A 17641-nucleotide genomic window follows, 5' to 3' on the forward strand; every position below is an offset into this window, starting at 1 on the left:
CCCGACGCCTACGTCGGGGGCCGCGTGCGGGGCTGACGCCCTTCGCGGGCGACGAGGCCCTGCAGCTCCTCGCGCATCACCTCGGGGTACTGCAGCGGCACGAAGTGCGTGCCGGCGAGCGTGCGCAGCCGCGCACCGGGCACCGACCGCGCCGCCGCCCGGACGTCGGCCAGGTCGACCAGGGTGTCGTGCCGGCCGGCCACGAACGCGACCGGGCAGCGCACGCTCGCGACGTCCAGCGGTGCGTGCTCCGCGACCGCCAGCGCCAGGTGCCGGTACCAGCGCCAGTCGTGCCGCGAGAACTCGTGCAGCACGCGCTGGAGCGCGGCCGGGTGGGTGGCCTCCCGCGCGGGGCCCGCGACCCCCGCCGGGGTCAGCAGCTCGTGCCACGGCGGCAGGCTGGCCACCACCACCGGCAGCAGCGGCCCGAACACCGGCAGCAGCCGGCTGCTCAGCCGCCCCACCGGGGCACGCAGCCGCCGCGGCACGCCGTAGGGGGCGAACATCGCGGAGAAGCTCCCGCCCGGCACACCCGCCACCGCCAGCAGCGACCGGACCCGGGACCGCTGCTCGAGCGCGAGCTCGAACGCCACGTTGACGCCCAGCGACCAGCCGACCACCGTGGCCGAGGGCAGGTCGTAGGCGTCGAGGACCGCGCGGGCGTCGTCGGCGTGGTCCTCGACCCGCACCCGGCTCCGGTCGGCGGGCCGCTCGGAGCCGGACAGGCCGCGGTGCGCCCAGGTGACCACGCGGAAGCCGCTGTCCCGGCCGGTGATCCCCGGCCAGGCCGCGGGCGGCGCGCCCAGCCCGTTGCAGAGCAGGACCGGGACGCCGTCCCCGCCGTTGCTCCAGGCGCGCAGCCGGGTCCCGTCCGCGCCGCGCACCGTCGTGTGGCCTCCCTGCGGGGTCCCGCCGTGAGCCCGCGAGTGGCGGGACCCCGCAGGGAGGTCCTCCATCAGCCGAACGCCTCCCGCATCTCCTCCGAGGCCGACCCGGATCCGGCCGACGGCGCGGGCACCGGCGCCTCGCCACCGGCCTCGTGCGGCACGGACGGCGCCTGGACGGCGACCACCGCGGGGTCGACCCGCATCACGGTGTACCCGGCGACGGCGCCCGCGCCGAACCCGGGCGCGAAGACCCGCAGCGGCTCGGTGATCACCCCGTCGCGCACCGCGTCGTGGATGGCCAGCGGGATGCTCGCCGAGGAGGTGTTGCCGACCTGCTCGATGTTGAAGTAGAGCTGGTCAGCAGTCAGCCCGGCGCGCTCGGCCAGCCCGATCACCATCGTCTTGTTCGCCTGGTGCGGCACGATCAGGTCGATCGCGTCCATCAGCGACCCGTCCCGGCCCTCCGGCGCGGGCAGCTGGCCGAGCTCGTCGATCATCTGCGACAGGTAGCGGCCGGCCAGCGCCTTCACCTGCGGACCGAAGACCGTGATGTTGTTGTCGAACTCGGGGTTGGGCCAGAGGATCGAGTTCACCTCGCTGGCCGGGCCGCTGGCGTAGGTCTTCATGTAGTCGATGTCGCCGTCGGTGCCCTCGGGCGCCGGGCCGACGACCAGCGCCGCCGCACCGTCGCCGAAGATCATCCGCGAGGTGCGGACGTTGCCGATCTTGTCGGAGAACTTCTCGACGCAGACGACGAGGACCGGCCGCTCGACCTCCTGCAGCATCCGGACGGCGTCGGCGACGCCGTAGGGCATGCCGGCGCAGGCGGCGATGATGTCGTAGGCCGCGTAGACCTGGTGCATCCCGAGCTGGCCGCAGAGGTAGGTGGCCAGCGACGGGATGAGCCGGGAGCTGGTGCAGGTGCAGACCAGCACGCCGCCGATCTCCTCCGGCTGCCGGCCCGCCTTGTCCAGCGCCGCCTCGGCGGCCTGCAGGGCGAGCTCCTCCAGCGGCAGCGAGCTGTACTCCCGCTGCTCGATGCCGGTCTTGGCCGCGATCTCGTCGGCGCTCATCGGCGACCAGTTGTAGGCCGTGTTGCGGATCAGGTCGTCGTTGCTGCACACCTGGTCGCCGTGCACCGCGGCCAGCGCCTCGATCCGCGGCTGCACCGAGAAGCGCTGCCGCACGTCGAGCTCGGGGTAGGGCCGCACCGGCGGCCGGGACTCCCGCGGCACGGCGGCCTGCCGGGGCTGCGCACCGGCGCGCAACCGGCGCAGGAACGCCCGCACCTCCTTGTCCCGCGGGTGGAAGGCGACCACGTAGTCGTCGTCCTTGAGGTCGCCGGCCTCGGCCAGCTCCATCTTCGACCGCTCCCAGGGGTACTGGTTGTGCAGCACCATCGCCCAGCGGTGCAGCGCCTCGAGCTCCGGCACGTCCTCGGAGACGTCGAGGATGTCGGTGTAGTCGTAGACCGGGTAGTCCGGGTCGTAGTCCGGCAGCCGGAAGGTCAGGTTCCCCGGCTGCTCCAGGAACTCCGCGACGGTCGGCTTGAGCGCCGGCAGCGTCGTCGCGTGGTGCCGGCGGTTGGCGAAGACGTCGAACAGGATGTCGAAGATGCGGTCCTCGCAGCCCTCGTCCCACCGCGAGGGCAGCTGCGGGTATGCCTGCTGGACGCCGCTGACCTTGGCCTCGCCCTCCTCCCACGGCTCCAGCACGGGCAGGAAGACGTCGGGGCGGGTCCGGGGGACGTCGGCCCAGCGGGTGGGCCGCTTGTCGTACATGGTGATCGAGAAGCGGTTGGCCCAGAACAGGTTCAGCGCGAGGTCGCGCATCAGGTCGTACCGGGTGGCGTAGCCGCCGGTCTGCACCCGCTCGAGGATCTCGGTGCCGCTCGGGGCCTTGGTCTCGAAGTCCCGGCGGATGACGCTGTCGAGCTGCTCCAGCGTCTCCATGGTGGAGAAGTCCAGCTCGGGCATGATGTTCGAGGGGAACACCATGCGGCCGTGCTGGTTCAGGACGAAGGCGTTCACGGGGGTCCTCTCGGTCGGGCGGTTCAGCTCCGGACAGCCCGCTCCATGCCGCGCTCGACGGCGGCGATGAGACGGGGCCGCAGTTCGGCGGCGGGGATGATGGCGTGCACCGAGCCCGTCCGGCGGGCGCGCTCGATGTCGTGGACGGCCTCGAACTCGGCGGCGACCTCGCCCAGCTTCTCCGAGCGGACGGCGCTGCGCACGCCGGCGAGCTCGGCGCGCAGGTGGGCCTGCTCGACGGGGTCGGCCGAGGCGATCGTGGCCTCCAGCTCGCGCACCCGGGGGGCGGCGCCGGTGCGCTTGTCCACCTCGCGGGAGAACACGACGGCCGCGGCCGGGGCGCCGCCGATCACCGAGGCGTAGGAGCCCTCGACGGCGAGGACCTCCATGTTGTCGTTGAGGACGCCGGAGAAGACGACGAAGGCGCCGCCGTGGTAGCGGGAGACGACGCAGAAGACGATCGGGCCGTCGAAGTTGGTGATCGCCCGGCCGATCTCCGCGCCGTACTCCAGCTGGATGTTCCGCAGCGACTCCGGTGACCCGTCGAAGCCCGACAGGTTGGCGAGCACGACCAGCGGCCGGTTGCCGCTGGCGGCGTTGATCGCCCGCGCGGTCTTCTTCGAGGAGCGGGGGAACAGCGTCCCCGCCGTCCACTGGTCCGGGCCGTCGGCCGGGTGGCTGCCGCGCCGCGGGATCGGCCGGGACTCCACCCCCAGGACGGTCACCGGGTGCCCGCCGAGGTGGGCGTCCAGCACGACGGCGGTGTCGGCGTCGGCCATGCCGGCCCACCGCTCGAGGACCGCGTGGTCCTGGTCGGTGACCGCCCGCATCACGGTCCGGATGTCGAACGCCTTCTTGCGCTCGGGGTTCTTCTCCGCGGAGAAGACGTCGCCGACCGTGGTGAACTCGCTCGCCGGGTGCTCGTGCGGGAAGGAGCGCACGTCGCGGTCCCGCGGGTCGGTGGTGTCGGCCGGCCGCGGCCAGCGCTCCCCCGGCGCGCGGTAGGCGTGGTCGTAGTGCCGGAACAGCACGTCCAGCGCGCCGTTGAGGTCCGGCGCCCAGTACTGCGCCTGCCCATTGGGTCCCATCACGCGGTCGTAGCCGCCGATGCCGAAGTTGTCCTCCGCCGACACCCCGCCGGAGTAGTCCAGCGAGTGCTTGCCGGTGAGCACCATCGCGCTGTCCGGCGTCATGACCAGGATGCCCTTGGTGTGCATGAGCATCGTGGCCTCGGCGTTCCAGTACGGCTGGGCGCCGACGTTGATGCCGGTGACGACGACGTTGATCTCCCCGCCGGCCTGCGTGTACTCGATGATCCGGCGCAGCGCCCGGGAGACCCAGTCCATGTTCTCGGTGCCGCTGTCCATCGAGATGCGCGCGCCCGAGGACAGCGCGAACCACTCGACCGGGATCCCCCGCTCCTCGGCCAGGTCCAGCGCCGCGACCACCCGGGCGCACTCCGGCTCGGCGACGGTGCCCAGCGCCTTGGTCGGGTCCCCGAACAGGGCCACCCGGGTCATCCCCTCCGGGTAGCGCGGCGTCGGCGTCGTCACCAGCCCGGCGACGATGCCCGCCCGGTTCTGCCCCGGCGGGCGCTCGACCGGGGCGAGCCGTCCGTCGGCGTCCAGGTCGAGCTCGACGAACGAGCCGCCCGGGCCGGCGAGGATGCCGCTGAGCTCGTACGGGTACGGGGCTCCGCGGGCGCGCGAGCTGAGCACCTTCTCCGTGTACTCGTCGAGCGGCCGCATGGGCTCGGTGGGGCGGTCGGTCACCTCGACGCGGACGCCGGCGCCGGGCCGGTAGGTGAACCGGAGGGCCACGTCGCGCGGTGACCGGCCCTCCTCCTCCTGCAGCCGGGCCAGCAGCACGATCTGGTCCAGCCCGGCGCCGATCGTCAGCGGCGCCGAGGTGCGCGCGAAGGTCGCCACCTGGGACAGCGGCACCTCGATCGACGGCCAGGCGTAGAGGTAGATGCGGTTGTGCTCCAGCGGCCGCCGCGACCGGCGCAGCGGCTGGGCCCGCCGCAGGCCGTCCAGGCAGGAGGTGAGCTGGCGCTCGACGGTCGGGAAGCCGACGACCTCGCCCGCCTCGTCGCGCAGCGGGGTCAGGTCGCGGACCTCGGCCATGGCGATGAACCGCTCGTCGTTCGGGTTCTCCTTCGCCGTGACGTGCAGCAGGTAGGTGTCCTCGGGCGAGGGCACGCGTTCGCCGTCGAACGCCTTGAGCCGCCAGATCTGGAACCGCTGCGCGGTCAGCGGGTGCAGCCCGCGGATGATCCGCTCCTCGGCGAGCCCGCCGTCCTCGGCCGGGCGGTAGGTCAGCGTCTCGACCTCACCGTCCGGGGTGCAGACCGTGACGGTGACCCGGCGGCCGGTGCGCAGCGCCGGGACGTCGTCCAGCACCCCGCGCAGCTGCTCGGACAGCTCGTCGGCGTCGGCCGGCCGGTCCGGCCAGTTCACGTAGAGGTCCACGACCACCTGCGTGGGGTCGGCGACGTCGGCCAGCCGCCCGGCCAGCGACTCCAGGGCCGCCGGCAGGCGGGTCCGGTCGGCCATCAGGGCGACCAGGTGCAGCCGCTGGCCGTTGAGGTCGTACTCGGCGGTGACGCAGGTGTCCACGTCGAGCAGGGTCGACCGGACGTCCTCCAGGCTGCGGCTGCGGTAGTAGCGGCGGGTGAGCACCTCCAGGACCGGGTCCGGGACCGCCGTCGGGCGGTCGAACCGCTGCGCCAGCAGCCGCACCAGCGGCTCGGGGCTGGCGACCAGCGCCTCCATCCGCCGGATGCTCTCCGAGGTGTCCCCGCGGGACGCCGCCTCGTCGAGCTCGTCGAGCAACCGCGCGGCCCGGTCGAGGACCTCCTGCCGGGCAGCCCGGACCACCGGCTCCTCGAAGTGCCGGTAGCGGACGGCGCGGGCCAGGTCGCCCACCGCCGGGTAGCGCAGCTGGGTGGCGACCACCAGCCGGTCGAGCACCTCCCCGACCTCTCCGCGCGCCGGCCCCTCGGGCAGCCGGTCGGCGGTCAGCCAGCGGTCCAGCAGCGCCGAGACCGCGGGCAGCTGCTCGGCGACGCGCTGCTGGGCCAGGAAGACCCGGTGCACCGCCTCGGTCAGCTCCGCGCTGGGCTCGAGGTCCTCGACGCCGTAGTGCGCCAGCGCCCGCCGCAGCCGGGCACGGAAGGCCTCCGGCAGCGCCTCCTGCTCGACGTCGAGGGAGTGCAGGTAGGCGTGGAAGTACTCCCGGGGGCTGTGGACCTGGGTGTCGGCCTCCTCCTCCGCGCTGGCCGGCCGGTTGCGCGTGAGCTCGGAGACGTCGGCGAAGGTGACCAGGACGTCGAGCTCGGCGTGCACCAGTTGCGCGTCGTCCACGGGGAGCTCGTCGCGGGCGGCCGCGTACTCGGCGACCAGCCGCTTCGCGTGCCCGCCGCTGACGTCGTAGCCGGTGACCAGCGCCCGCAGCGCCGCCAGCCGGGCCAGCGCCCGGGCCCGCGGGTCGCCGTCGGGCGTCTCCTCCCCGCCCGGCAGGGCCACGCGGTCGCCGCTGGCCTCCTCGACCTCGCCGCCGGTGCGGTCGAGGCTGAGCAGCGGGGCGCCGGCGTCGACCTGGCTGTTCACCGCGGCCCGCACCTCGCGGACCCGGCCGGCGAACGGGGCCCGCACCGCCGTCTCCATCTTCATGCTCTCGAGGACGACGATCGGCTGGCCGGCCTCGACCTCGTCGCCGGGCGCGACGCGGACCGCGACGACCACGGCCGGGGCGGGGGCGCGGACGATCCCCCCGACGTCCCGGCCCACCCGGTGGGTCTCGCCGTCGACCTCGACCAGCGTGGACCCGGGGGCCTCGACCGCGACCACCGCGTACCGCCGTCCGCCGATGGTGAGCCGGCTCTCCAGCCGGCCGAGCCGGTCCACCTCGACGTCGACGAGCCGGCCGTCGAGCCCGACCCGGTGCCGGTCGCGGTCCACCGTGGCGACGGTCAGCCGGTAGACCTGCCCGCGCATGCCCAGCTCGACGGTGCGGCCGACCTCGTGCGGCGCCCGGGGCCGGCCGCCGCGGGCCGACGCCAGGAACGCCAGCCGCTCCTGCTCCTCCTCGGCCTCGGCCAGGTCGACCGCGACCTGCACGAGCGCCACCCACGCGTGGCCGGCGGGCCGGGCGCCGTCGCCGGTGCCGGCCCGGTCCAGCCACCCGGTGTCGACCGTGCCCGCCACGACCTCCGGACGGTCCAGCAGGTCCAGCAGGAAGGACTTGGTGGTGGCGCCGCCGCGCAGGACGACGGTGGTCTCCTGCAGGGCGCAGCGCAGCCGGGCGAGCGCCTCGGGGCGGTCGCGGCCCCAGGCGATCACCTTGGCGATCATCGAGTCGTACTGCGGGGGGATGACGTCGCCGACGCCGATCCCGGTGTCCACCCGGACGCCGGGCCCGGTCGGCAGCCGCAGCAGCTCGACGCGGCCGGGCGCCGGCGCGAAGCCCTGCTCGGCGTCCTCGGCGGTGAGCCGCGCCTCGACGGCGTGCCCGGTGGCCGCGGGCGGGTCGCCCTCGAGCCGGCCGCCCGCCGCGACGTGCAGCTGCAGCTTCACCAGGTCCAGCCCGGTGGTCGCCTCGGTCACCGGGTGCTCGACCTGCAGCCGGGTGTTGACCTCGAGGAACGTGGTGAGCTGCTCCTCCGGCTGGTACAGGAACTCGACGGTGCCCGCGCCGACGTAGCCGGCGGCCCGGACCAGCGCGATCGCGGACTCGCGCAGGGCGGCGTCCTGCTCCGGGGTGAGGGCCGGTGAGCTGGACTCCTCGATCACCTTCTGGTTGCGCCGCTGCACCGAGCAGTCGCGCACGCCGGGCGCCCAGACCGTCCCGTGCCGGTCGGCGATCACCTGCACCTCGACGTGCCGGCCGCCCTCGACCAGCCGCTCCATGAACACGACCGGGTCGCCGAAGCTCTTCGCCGCCTCCGACGCGGTGCGCGCCAGCGCCTCGTCCAGCTCGGACTCCGAGCGCACGACCCGGATGCCGCGGCCCCCACCGCCGCTGCGCGCCTTGACGATGAGCGGGTAGCCGATGGCCTCGGCGTGCCGCCGGCCGTCGTCAGGGCCCTCGACCGGGCCGTGGCTCCACGGCGCGACCGGGACCCCGGTCTTCTCGGCGAGGACCTTGGCCTCGATCTTGGCGCCGAGCAGGCGCATCGCCTCCGGCGACGGGCCGACGAAGGTCACGCCGAGGTCGGCGCACAGCTCGGCGAAGGCGGGGTCCTCGGCGACGAATCCCCAGCCCACCCAGACCGCGTCGGCGCCGCTGGCCCGCAGCGCGCGGCCCAGCTCGGCGTGGTCGAGGTACGGGGACCCGTTGCCGGTCTCGTGCAGGAGCACCGCCTCGTCGGCGGCCCGCACGAACGTCGCCCGGCGCTCGGCCTCGGTGTGCAGGGCGACGACCCGGGTGCGGGTGCCGTGCTCGGCGTTGAGCTCCCGCACCGCGCGGATCAGCCGCAGCGCGGGCTCCCCTCGGTTGACGACGGCGATGCGGTCGAACACCCGGACACCTCTTCCTCTCGCTGGACTGGGGACGTCGTCTCGTCGGCTACATGTCGAGGCCGCCGTTGACCCCCCAGACCTGCCCGGTGATGTAGCCGGAGGCGTCCGCGGCGAGGAAGTGCACGACGCGGGCGACCTCCTCCGGCTCGCCCAGCCGGCCGATCGGGGTCTTGGCCCTGAGCTGGTCGAGGACCTTGTCCGGCACCGTCCCGAGCATCTCGGTGGCGGTGTAGCCCGGCGTCACGGCGTTGACGGTGATGCCCAGCCCGTCGGCCTTGCCCGAGCGCTGCACCTGCATCGCGGCCTCCCGGGCCAGCGTCTTGGTCAGCCCCAGCAGCCCGGCCTTGGCCGAGGAGTAGTTCGACTGGCCGATGCCGCCCATCTCGCCGATGACCGAGGAGATCATCACGATCCGCCCGGTGCCGCGCTCGAGCATGTGCTTCAGCGCGGCCTGCGACAGGTAGAAGGCGCCCGACAGGTTGACGTCGATGACCCGGCGCCAGTCGTCGTCGGTCATCTTCAGCACGGTGCGGTCGGCGGTGATGCCGGCGTTGTTGACCAGGATGTCGAGGCGACCGTGCTCCGCGATGACCTCGGCGACGGTGCGCCGGCAGTCGTCGGGGTTGGCGATGTCGCCCTTGTGCACGGAGAAACCCTGGTCGGGGAAGTCGTCGCAGAACTGCTTGCGGAAGCTCTCGGCGGCCTCGTCGTTGCCGCTGTAGCCGGCGGCGACGTCGGCGCCCTGGGCGGCCATGCTGCGGCAGATGGCCGCGCCGATCCCGCGGGTGCCACCGGTCACGAAGGCCGTGCGGCCCTGGAGCTTCTCGCCGGTCCTGCTCGTACGGGCCTGGGTCGCTGTCACCGGCTCCTCCTGGGGACTCGGGTGCGCATCTGGTGCCTGGACCGGACCGGATCGTGACCGGGGTCACGTGTCCGGCATCCCGGTACGGGCAGCATGGTGCCGACCGGGAGGCACGGCAAGGGCAGACCCGGCAGGGCGCCCGGTGACCGCTGTGTCCTGGCCGGGAGGTCGCGGCCGGGGGGCGGTCGCGCGGCCCCGGTCAGTACGGTCTGGTCCCCACCGTCCCGACGGAGGTGCCCGTGTCCGACGAGCCCGCTCTCCCCGCGAGCTGGTCGCTGCGCGCCGTCGCGGCCGCCCACCGCGTCAAGACCGGCGTCAACCGGGCGCTGTCCGGCCTCGCCCGCCGCCGCGGCTGGACGACCGCCGCCCTGGGCTACCCCGGCTACGCCGCGCAGGGCCGGGCGCGGGTGCGCGGCCGGCTGCTGCTCGCCCCTCCGGGCACCGACCCGGACGCCCGACTCGACATCCCGGTCTGGCGCCGGCTGCTGACGCTGGAGCAGCCGCACGGCGAGATCGACGTGACCGTCGGCGGCACCCGCACCCGCGCCCGCGCCGACGAGGCCGGCCTCATCGACCTCACCGTGCCCGCCGAGCTCCGGCCCGGCCGGGCCGCCGCACTGCTGCACGCCGAGGGCCGCCCGCCGGCCACGGCGCCGGTCCACGTGGCCTCCCCCGACGCGACCCGCGGCGTCGTCTGCGACATCGACGACACCGTCTGGATCACCGGCATCCGGCACCCGCTGCGGGCGGCGTGGCGCACGTTCGCGGGCAACGGCTCGACCCGCCGTCCGGTGGCCGGCATGGCCGCGCTGCTGAACCGGCTCGTCGAGGGTCTCCCGCACCCGCCCGTCGTCTACGTCAGCAACGGGCCGTGGAACCTGGCCGGCCCGATCACGCACTTCCTGGAGCGGCACGACTTCCCCGCCGGCGCGCTGTCCCTCACCGACTGGGGCATCAGCCCGCGCGCCTGGTTCCGCAGCGGCCGCGCCCACAAGCGCGGCGCCCTGGAGCGGCTGGCCGCGGACCTGCCCGGCGTGCGGTGGGTGCTGGTCGGGGACGACGGCGAGCACGACCCGGCGATCTACGCCGACTTCGCCCGGTCGCACCCCGACCGGGTCGTCGCGATCGCGCTGCGCACCGTCGCCCCGATCGGCACCGAGCCGCCGCAGACCGAGGAGCGGGTCGGCGCCGTCCCCGTCGTCCGCGCCGGCGACGGCCGGGCCCTGGCCGACCTCCTGCACCGCAGCGGCGTGCTGGACACCGCCCGCCTCTAGGGCGCGTCTGACGGATCCATGCCGACGGAAGCGCCGGACAGGCGGATGCTCCGCACGGCCGAGGGGTCGCTGGATACCGGGGTCGTGTCCAGCGACCCCTCGAACGCGGCGGAGCGCCGCGTGGGCGTTGCTATCGAGGCTGGAGGTCCGTCAGACACGCCCTGGGCCGGGTGCGTCACCGCGGCGTCGCCGCGACGTCGCCGCGACGGGCGGCGGGGACACCGAGCCCCTCGACCAGGCGTTCCATCTGCCCGGTGGGCGCGACCCCCAGCTCGTCGGCCAGCAGGGCCCGGAACTGGGCGTAGGCCCGCAGCGCCTCGGAGACGTTGCCCTCCGCCCGGTGCACCGACACCAGCGTGCGGTGCGCGCTCTCCCGCAGCGGCTCGGCCCGCACCACCGCGTACGCGGCCTGCACCGCGTCGCCGTACCGGCCGGCCCCGGCGAACCGCTGCGCGACCTGCTCGAGAGCGTGCATCCGCAGCTGGCGCAGCCGCTCGCGCTCGAGCAGCACCCAGTCGTCGTACCAGCCGGGGAGCAGCTCGCCGAGGAGGCCGGCCTCGGGCACCTCGACCTCGGTGAGGCAGGACCGGGGGTCGCGGACCCGGCGGGCCCAGTCGTCGAGCTCCCGGACGTCGACCCGCACGCCGTCGGCCAGCGCCAGGCAGCCGGCCGACGCCTCCACGAGGCCGGGCACGGTCTTCTGCAGCCGCCACAGGGTCGACCGGAGGCTGCCGTGGGCGTGCTCCTCGGGGACGTCGGGCCACAGGTGCCCGGCGATGGCCGACCGCGGCGGCCGCCCGGTCAGGCAGATGTGCGCGACGAGGCGCTGCACGCCCCGCGGGAGGTCGTCGAGCCGACGGCCGTCAGCCGCGTCGGGCAGGTGCAGGCAGAACCCGTCGAGCAGTGTGACGTGCGGAGCCGGGGCGAGAGTCACAGGAGCACCCCCTCGGGCACCTGCGGGGAAGGACTGCAGCAGTCAGGGGCCTCGGTGGCGGGATGCTCGGAGGTCGCCCGCCCGGTGTCAATCCGTCGTCGACCGGGACCCGGTGAAGTCGTCGAGCCAACCACGCACCGCATCGAGCACCTCACGGGGCGATGAGGCGACGGCGACGGTGCGGTCCTCGTCGGGCGCGTCCGAGGCGACCGCGGACACCCGCGCACGGAAGTGCTCCGTCCCGCCCTCCAGCCACACGCGCACCAGCAGGGTCCCGCTCCGGTCCTCGCTCACGGGCACCTTCCGCCGCAGGTCGCCACTCAGGGTGGCCCCGGCGGACCCTGGTGGGCGTGGTCGACCGGCGGGCCCATGGTCCCTCGTCACCGTGGGTGAGCGCATTCCCCCGGGCGGATGACCCGGGCCGGCGACGGGCCGGACGTGACCCGGTCACGCCGCGCGGACCTCCAGCGGCAGCCGGGAGACGGCCACCATCGTCCACGGGTTGCGCTGCTCGACCGGCTCGTCGGCGGCCACCGCGATGTCCCGGTAGCGCTCCAGCAGCAGGCGCAGGGCCACCCGGGCCTCCAGCCGGGCCAGCGGGGCGCCGAGGCAGAAGTGGACGCCGTGCCCGAAGGTCAGGTGCGGGTTGGGCCGGCGGCGGACCTCGAACCGGTCCGGGTCGGTGAAGACCCGCCCGTCCCGGTTGGCGGCGGCCAGCCAGGGCAGCACCACCTGCCCGGCCGGGATCCGCACGCCGCCCACCTCGGCCTCGGTCGTGGTCAGCCGGGCCACGCGCGGGAACGGCGTCCGCAGCCGCAGCACCTCCTCGATGGCCACCGGGAGCAGCCCCGGGTCGGCGCGGACCTCGGCGGCGGCGTCGGGGGCGTCGGACAGGGCCAGCACGCTGTTGCCCAGCGTCGCGGTGGTCGTGACGTGGCCGGCGACCAGCAGCAGCCCGACGAAGCCGACGATCTCCTCGTACGCCAGCCGTTCGCCGTCCACCTCGGCCCGCACCAGCCGGCTGGTCAGGTCGTCGGCCGGGTGCAGCCGCCGGGACCGGATGTGGTCCAGGAAGTACGCGTTCATCTCCCGCACGACCGGCGCGACCGCGCCCACGGCCTGCTCGCCGGTCTCCAGCAGCGCCTGGTCCGGGTCGATCTCCTGGCCGAGCAGCACGTCGGCCCACCGTCGGAACAGGCCCCGGTCGGAGGTCGGCACCCCCAGCAGGTCGGCGATGACGATGACCGGCAGCGGGTAGGCGAGCGCGTCGACCAGGTCGAAGCGCTCCCCCGCCTCGTCCAGCAGCTGCCCGGTCAGCCGGGCGATCCGGGGCTCGAGGTCGGCGACCACCCGCGGGGTGAACGCCTGGCCGACCAGGGACCGCAGCGTCCGGTGCCGCGGCGGGTCCATCCGGACCAGGTTGCCGCGCTGGAAGAGCGCCAGGTCGTCCTGCTCGGGCTGCAGGGCGGTGAGGTCGGAGGAGAAGACGGCCGGGTCGGACAGGACGGCACCGGCCTCCGGGTGGCCCAGGACGTGCCAGCACTGCTGCTGGTCGTCGAAGTGGACCTGGCCCTGCTCCCGGCCGGCCTCCAGCCACGCGAGGAAGTCGTCGAACGTGGGGCGGGTGGTCGTCATGTCTCCCCACGGTGCTCGCGGCCGGAGCGCGGGACCAGGGACGACCGTCCCCGGTCCGCGACACGCCGGTCCGGCAGGCAACCCACAACTGGTGCCAGGACCCGTCGCCGGTTTCGTCCACGTTGTGCCAGTGCCTCGCTGGCCGCGGTTCCGTAACGTCACATACAGCAACGAGGCCGTACCGGTCCGTCACCCAGATGATCACTCCCCCTTCCCCGAGGAGCCCACCGTGTCCACTTCCGCCCGCCCGCACCTGACCCTGCTGACCGATGAGCACGCCCCGGCCTGGTACGCCCCGGCCGAGCAGCACGCGCACGCCACGTCGCCGTGGACGGACCTGTCCCCCGCGGGCGACGCCTCGTGGCGGCTGGAGGCGCTGTGCGCCGAGACCGACCCCGAGGCGTTCTTCCCCGAGAAGGGCGGCTCGACCCGCGACGCCAAGCGCGTGTGCACCGGCTGCACCGTGCGCGCCGAGTGCCTGGAGTTCGCGCTGGCCAACGACGAGCGCTTCGGCATCTGGGGCGGGCTGTCCGAGCGCGAGCGCCGCCGGCTGCGTCTGCAGCAGCGCAGCGACCTCAGCGCCTGACCGCGCTGCCGTCGGCGGGTACGGGGACGGGGACGCGACCGCTGACCCGCCCGTCGCGCGTGCTCGACCGTCGCGGCGGGCACCGGGAGGTAGCGTGGGCCCGGACCGAGGAGGCCCCATCGCCACACACCGTGGACGCTGCGCAGAAGCTCATCTCGGCTGCCCCTGCCGGGGCGACGAGACGATCCACGAGGAACGGTCCCGCGAGATCACCGAGGCCCGCGGACGGTCGGCGGAGTCCGTCGAGTGCCCGGAGTGCGGCTCGCCGACGACGCCGCTGGCGATCGTCTCGTGGGGGAACTGCCGGGCCTGCCGCACGGCCCAGTCCCGCGAGGTGAACCCGCTCCGCTGGTGAGCGGGCGCCGCTCCCCGCCGCTCAGCCGGGGCGCACCTTGCCCGGGTTCATCAGCCCGGCGGGGTCGAACAGCCGCTTGACGCCGCGCATGAGCTCCAGCTCCAGCCCGCTCTCGTAGTCGGCGACGACGTCCCGCTCGGCCTGTCCCAGCCCGTGCTCGGCGCTGATGCTGCCGTCGGACGCGGCCGTGGAGTCGTACACGATCCGGCTCAGGACCGCGGCCCGGGCCCGGAAGTCCCCGTCGTCGCCGCCCACCGGCCCGCTCAGGTCGTAGTGCAGGTTGCTGTCGCCGACGTGGCCGTACGTGACCAGGCGGACGCCGGGCAGCGCGTCGGCCAGCGCCCGGTCGGTGGCGGCCACGAACCCGGGGATCGCGCTGACCGGCACGGTGACGTCGTGCTCGAGGTTCGGTTCCTCGCGGTCCTGCGCCTCCGAGACGCCCTCGTGCCCCGTGGGTCAGCACGAACCGCACGCTCTGCCGCGACATGAGCTCGACGGCGGTCAGCCGGTCGCCGGCCAGCCCGCGGACGACGCCGATGAGGTCGACCGCCGCCTGCGGGTCCGGCAGGGCCACCCACGCCGTCGCCCGGCTGCGGACGGCCGGGAACAGCTCGAGGACGGCGGCGGTGATCACCCCGAGCGTCCCCTCGGCGTCGATGAACAGCTGCTCGAGGTCGTAGCCGGTGTTGTCCTTGCGCAGGCCGCGCAGCCCGTCCCACACCCGGCCGTCGGGCAGCACGACCTCCAGGCCGAGCGTGAGGTCGCGCATCGAGCCGTAGCGCAGCACGCCGGTGCCGCCGGCGTTGGTGGCCAGGTTGCCGCCGATCGTGCAGCTGCCCTCGGCGCCGAGGGACAGCGGGAACGGCCGCCCGGCGGCCGCCGCGGCCTCCTGGACCGTCCGCAGCACCACCCCGGCCTCGACGGTCACCGTCGAGTCGGCGGCGTCGAGCTCGCGGATCCGCCGCATCCGGGTCAGCGACAGCACCACCTGGCGCCCGGAGGCGTCCGGCACCGCCCCGCCGCACAGCCCGGTGTTGCCGCCCTGCGGCACGACGGACACACCGGCCGCCCGGCACAGCGCGACGACGGCGGCGACCTCCTCGGTGCTGCCGGGGCGGACGACGGCCGCGGCGCGCCCGGAGTACGCGCCCCGCCAGTCGGTGAGGAACCCGGCCGGGTCGTCGACCAGCCCGGCGGGGCCGACGACGTCCCGCAGCCGGGCGGTCAGGTCCGTGCTCACGGCGCGACCGCCGGGCGCACCGGCGCCAGCCCGAGCACCCGGCGGGCTCGCGCGACCTCCTCCGGCGTCGGCGGGGGCACCAACCCCGCCAGCCGCGGGCGCCACTCGTCGGCCTGCGCCGGGAAGCAGGCGGCGAGCACGTCGAGCATCGCCGCGACGGCGGTCGAGGCACCCGGCGAGGCGCCGAGCAGCCCCGCCAGCGACCCGCCCGCGGAGGTGACCACCTCGGTGCCGAAGCCGACGAGCGTGCCGCGGCCGCCGGTCTCCTTGAGCACCTGCACCCGCTGCCCGGCCGCGACCAGGGTCCAGTCCTCGTCGCGCGCGGTGGGGACGAACCGGCGCAGTGCCGCCATCCGGGTCGACGGCGGGGCGGTGACCTGGCGCACCAGGTGGGCGATCAGCGACCGGTTGTCCCGCGCCGAGGCCAGCAGCACGGGCAGGTTCCCCAGCCGCACCGACCGCGCGAGGTCGCTGCGCCGGCCGCGGGTGAGGAACCGGGGCGAGAACGCCGCGAACGGGCCGAACAGCAGCGACTCCCGCCCGTCGACGACCCGCAGGTCCAGGTGCGGGACGGAGATCGGCGGCGCTCCGGGCGCGGCGGAGCCGTAGGCCTTGGCCCGGTGTGCCGCCACCAGCTCCGGGCGCTCGGTGCGCAGGAACCGGCCGCTGATCGGGAAGCCGCCGTACCGGCGGACCTCCGGTACCCGCGCCGACTGCAGCAGCGGCAGCGTCCCGCCGCCCGCGCCGACGAAGACCCACCGCGCCCGCAGCCGCCGGCGTCCGCCGGAGGCCCGGTCCCGGACGGCCAGTTCCCAGCGCCCGTCCCGCCGCCGAAGCGAGGTCACCTCGGTGCGCAGCCGCACCTCGCCGCCGCGCTCGCGCAGGGCGGCCAGCAGCCGCCGGGTGAGGACGCCGTAGTCGACGTCGGTGCCCTGGGCCGCCCGGGTGGCCGCGACCGGCTCGCCGTCGGTGCGACCGGCGAGGACGAGCGGCAGCCAGGAGGCGAGGACGCCGGGATCGTCGCTGAACTCGAGGTCGGCGAAGAGCGGGTGGCCGCGCAGCGCCTCGAACCGGGCCCGCAGGTAGGCCACGCCGTCCGTCCCCTGGCCCAGGCCGACGTGCGGCACCGAGCGGACGAACGCCTCGGGCGGGCCGAGCACGCCCCGCTCGACGAGCCGCCCCCAGAAGACCAGGGAGGCGGCGAACTGCTCGGCGACCCGCACCGCGCCGGCCGGGTCGACCGTGCCGTCGGGCCGCTGCGGCGTGTAGTTGAACTCGCAGAGCCCGGCGTGCCCGGTGCCGGCGTTGTTCCAGCCGGCCGAGCTCTCCTGCCCGGCGTCGTCCAGCCGCTCGAGGACGGCGATCCGCCAGTCCGGCCGCACCTCGGCCAGCAGCACCGCGAGCGTCGCGCTCATGACCCCGCCGCCCACGAGGACGGCGTCCCACTCCCCGACCGGCACGGCGCCCACGCTAGGAACGGCGGCGACCGCTGTCCACGACCGCGGCTGCATCACGCCATGCCCGGCGGGCACGGGAGCACCGATGACTTCCGCCGGGCCCGGGCGTCTCCCCTCCGACGGCGGGACCGGGCGTCCGCGAGCGAGCGGACCGGCGAGAGGTGGCACACCGGATGACGGAGACGACCGACGACGTGGACCGGCGGGTACGCCGCGAGCGGGCCCGGCTGCTCACCGTGCTGGAGGGGCTGGACGCCGACGGGTGGCGGACGCCGAGCCTGTGCGCCGGCTGGACGGTGCGCGACCTCGCCGTCCACCTGCTCATGCCCTACGAGCTGTCGGTGCCCCGGTTCCTCGCCCTGATGGTGCGCGCCGGGTTCCGCTTCGACCGGGCCGCGGACCGCTGGGTCCGGCGCGACCGCCGCTCCCCCGCGGAGGTCGTGGCGGCGCTGCGGGACACCGAGCACCGCCGGTTCGAGGCCGGGCCCGGTGCCCCGGCCGAGGCACCGCTGTCCCACCTGGTGATCCACGCCCAGGACGTCTACCGCCCGCTCGGGATCCCGTCGCCGACCGACCCGGAGGACGCCGCCATCGCCCTGGGCCAGCTGACCGGCCGGCGCGCGCTGGCCCCCGGCCTCCTCGACGGGCTGGCGTTCTCGGCCACCGACGCGGGGTGGCGCCACGGCACCGGCCTCCCGGTGACCGGCCCGGCGACCGCGCTGCTCACCACGCTCGCCGGCCGCCCGGCGGCAGTCGACGAGCTCACCGGCGACGGGGTCCCCGAGGTGCGGGCCCGGCTGCGGGCCGCCGCGGGCCCCGTCTAGGCACCGCCCCGAGCCCCGACGGCCCCCGTGCAGGA

General features: G+C 75.4%; 13 protein-coding genes and 1 pseudogene. 4 read left to right on the top strand and 10 right to left on the bottom strand.

The window, feature by feature from the left end; translation table 11 throughout:
• Positions 1-8 precede the first annotated feature (8 nt).
• From BLR12_RS06470 to BLR12_RS06485, 4 genes are all read right to left on the bottom strand, one after another.
• Entirely contained in the window at positions 9-884 is an 876-nt protein-coding gene (locus tag BLR12_RS06470; RefSeq protein WP_255363340.1) for an alpha/beta fold hydrolase, read from the bottom strand.
• Between the two features lie 71 nt (positions 885-955).
• A complete protein-coding gene (locus BLR12_RS06475; RefSeq protein ID WP_091375139.1) occupies positions 956-2917 on the bottom strand; it encodes a 3-oxoacyl-ACP synthase III family protein in 1962 nt (653 codons plus the stop codon).
• 23 nt (positions 2918-2940) lie between these two features.
• The gene (locus BLR12_RS25490) at positions 2941-8439 is read right to left on the bottom strand and encodes an ATP-binding protein (RefSeq protein ID WP_091375143.1); all 5499 of its coding nucleotides are present in this window, start codon (positions 8437-8439) and stop codon (positions 2941-2943) included.
• Between the two features lie 46 nt (positions 8440-8485).
• The gene (locus BLR12_RS06485; RefSeq protein WP_091375147.1) at positions 8486-9301 is read right to left on the bottom strand and encodes a 3-oxoacyl-ACP reductase family protein; all 816 of its coding nucleotides are present in this window, start codon (positions 9299-9301) and stop codon (positions 8486-8488) included.
• A gap of 239 nt (positions 9302-9540) precedes the next feature.
• Here BLR12_RS06485 and BLR12_RS06490 point away from each other — a divergent pair, with 239 nt between their 5' ends.
• The gene (locus tag BLR12_RS06490) at positions 9541-10575 is read left to right on the top strand and encodes an App1 family protein (RefSeq protein ID WP_091375150.1); all 1035 of its coding nucleotides are present in this window, start codon (positions 9541-9543) and stop codon (positions 10573-10575) included.
• Positions 10576-10750: 175 nt separating this feature from the next.
• Here BLR12_RS06490 and BLR12_RS06495 read toward each other — a convergent pair whose 3' ends face one another.
• The 3 genes from BLR12_RS06495 to BLR12_RS06505 all read right to left on the bottom strand — a co-directional run bounded on the left by BLR12_RS06495 (position 10751) and on the right by BLR12_RS06505 (position 13144).
• Complete coding sequence (locus BLR12_RS06495; protein WP_091375153.1) at positions 10751-11509, bottom strand: AfsR/SARP family transcriptional regulator; 759 nt, start codon at positions 11507-11509, stop codon at positions 10751-10753.
• Positions 11510-11596: 87 nt separating this feature from the next.
• Entirely contained in the window at positions 11597-11803 is a 207-nt protein-coding gene (locus BLR12_RS06500; protein WP_091375156.1) for a hypothetical protein, read from the bottom strand.
• Positions 11804-11956: 153 nt separating this feature from the next.
• Complete coding sequence (locus tag BLR12_RS06505) at positions 11957-13144, bottom strand: cytochrome P450 (protein ID WP_091375159.1); 1188 nt, start codon at positions 13142-13144, stop codon at positions 11957-11959.
• Positions 13145-13481: 337 nt separating this feature from the next.
• On the opposite strand from BLR12_RS06505, the gene BLR12_RS06510 reads away from it, so the two are divergent.
• Positions 13482-13730 carry a WhiB family transcriptional regulator gene (locus BLR12_RS06510; RefSeq protein ID WP_176832427.1) on the top strand — a complete coding sequence of 83 codons (249 nt, stop codon included), beginning with the start codon at positions 13482-13484 and terminating at the stop codon, positions 13728-13730.
• Positions 13731-14106: 376 nt separating this feature from the next.
• Here the strand turns inward: BLR12_RS06510 and BLR12_RS25080 are convergent, their stop codons facing one another.
• Positions 14107-14472, bottom strand: a complete 366-nt coding sequence (locus tag BLR12_RS25080; RefSeq protein WP_255363341.1) for an FAD-binding oxidoreductase — start codon at positions 14470-14472, stop codon at positions 14107-14109.
• A 98-nt stretch (positions 14473-14570) separates the two neighbouring features.
• On the opposite strand from BLR12_RS25080, the gene BLR12_RS25085 reads away from it, so the two are divergent.
• Positions 14571-14765 (top strand): hypothetical protein, encoded by a 195-nt coding sequence (locus tag BLR12_RS25085; protein ID WP_255363342.1) that lies wholly within the window; start codon positions 14571-14573, stop codon positions 14763-14765.
• A 95-nt stretch (positions 14766-14860) separates the two neighbouring features.
• Here BLR12_RS25085 and BLR12_RS25090 read toward each other — a convergent pair.
• Together BLR12_RS25090 and mqo are read right to left on the bottom strand one after the other, a co-directional pair.
• Positions 14861-15430, bottom strand: a pseudogene (locus BLR12_RS25090) (FAD-binding oxidoreductase); the annotation flags it as partial.
• Positions 15322-16785 (bottom strand): malate dehydrogenase (quinone), encoded by a 1464-nt coding sequence (gene mqo / locus BLR12_RS06520; RefSeq protein WP_255363343.1) that lies wholly within the window; start codon positions 16783-16785, stop codon positions 15322-15324. The gene mqo and the pseudogene BLR12_RS25090, both read right to left, overlap by 109 nt.
• Before the next feature lie 170 nt (positions 16786-16955).
• Between mqo and BLR12_RS06525 the strand changes: the two genes are divergently transcribed.
• Entirely contained in the window at positions 16956-17606 is a 651-nt protein-coding gene (locus tag BLR12_RS06525; protein WP_091375169.1) for a maleylpyruvate isomerase family mycothiol-dependent enzyme, read from the top strand.
• Positions 17607-17641 lie beyond the last annotated feature (35 nt).

The organism is Geodermatophilus sp. DSM 45219, assembly GCF_900104025.1.
In the GTDB taxonomy this organism is placed as follows: domain Bacteria; phylum Actinomycetota; class Actinomycetes; order Mycobacteriales; family Geodermatophilaceae; genus Geodermatophilus.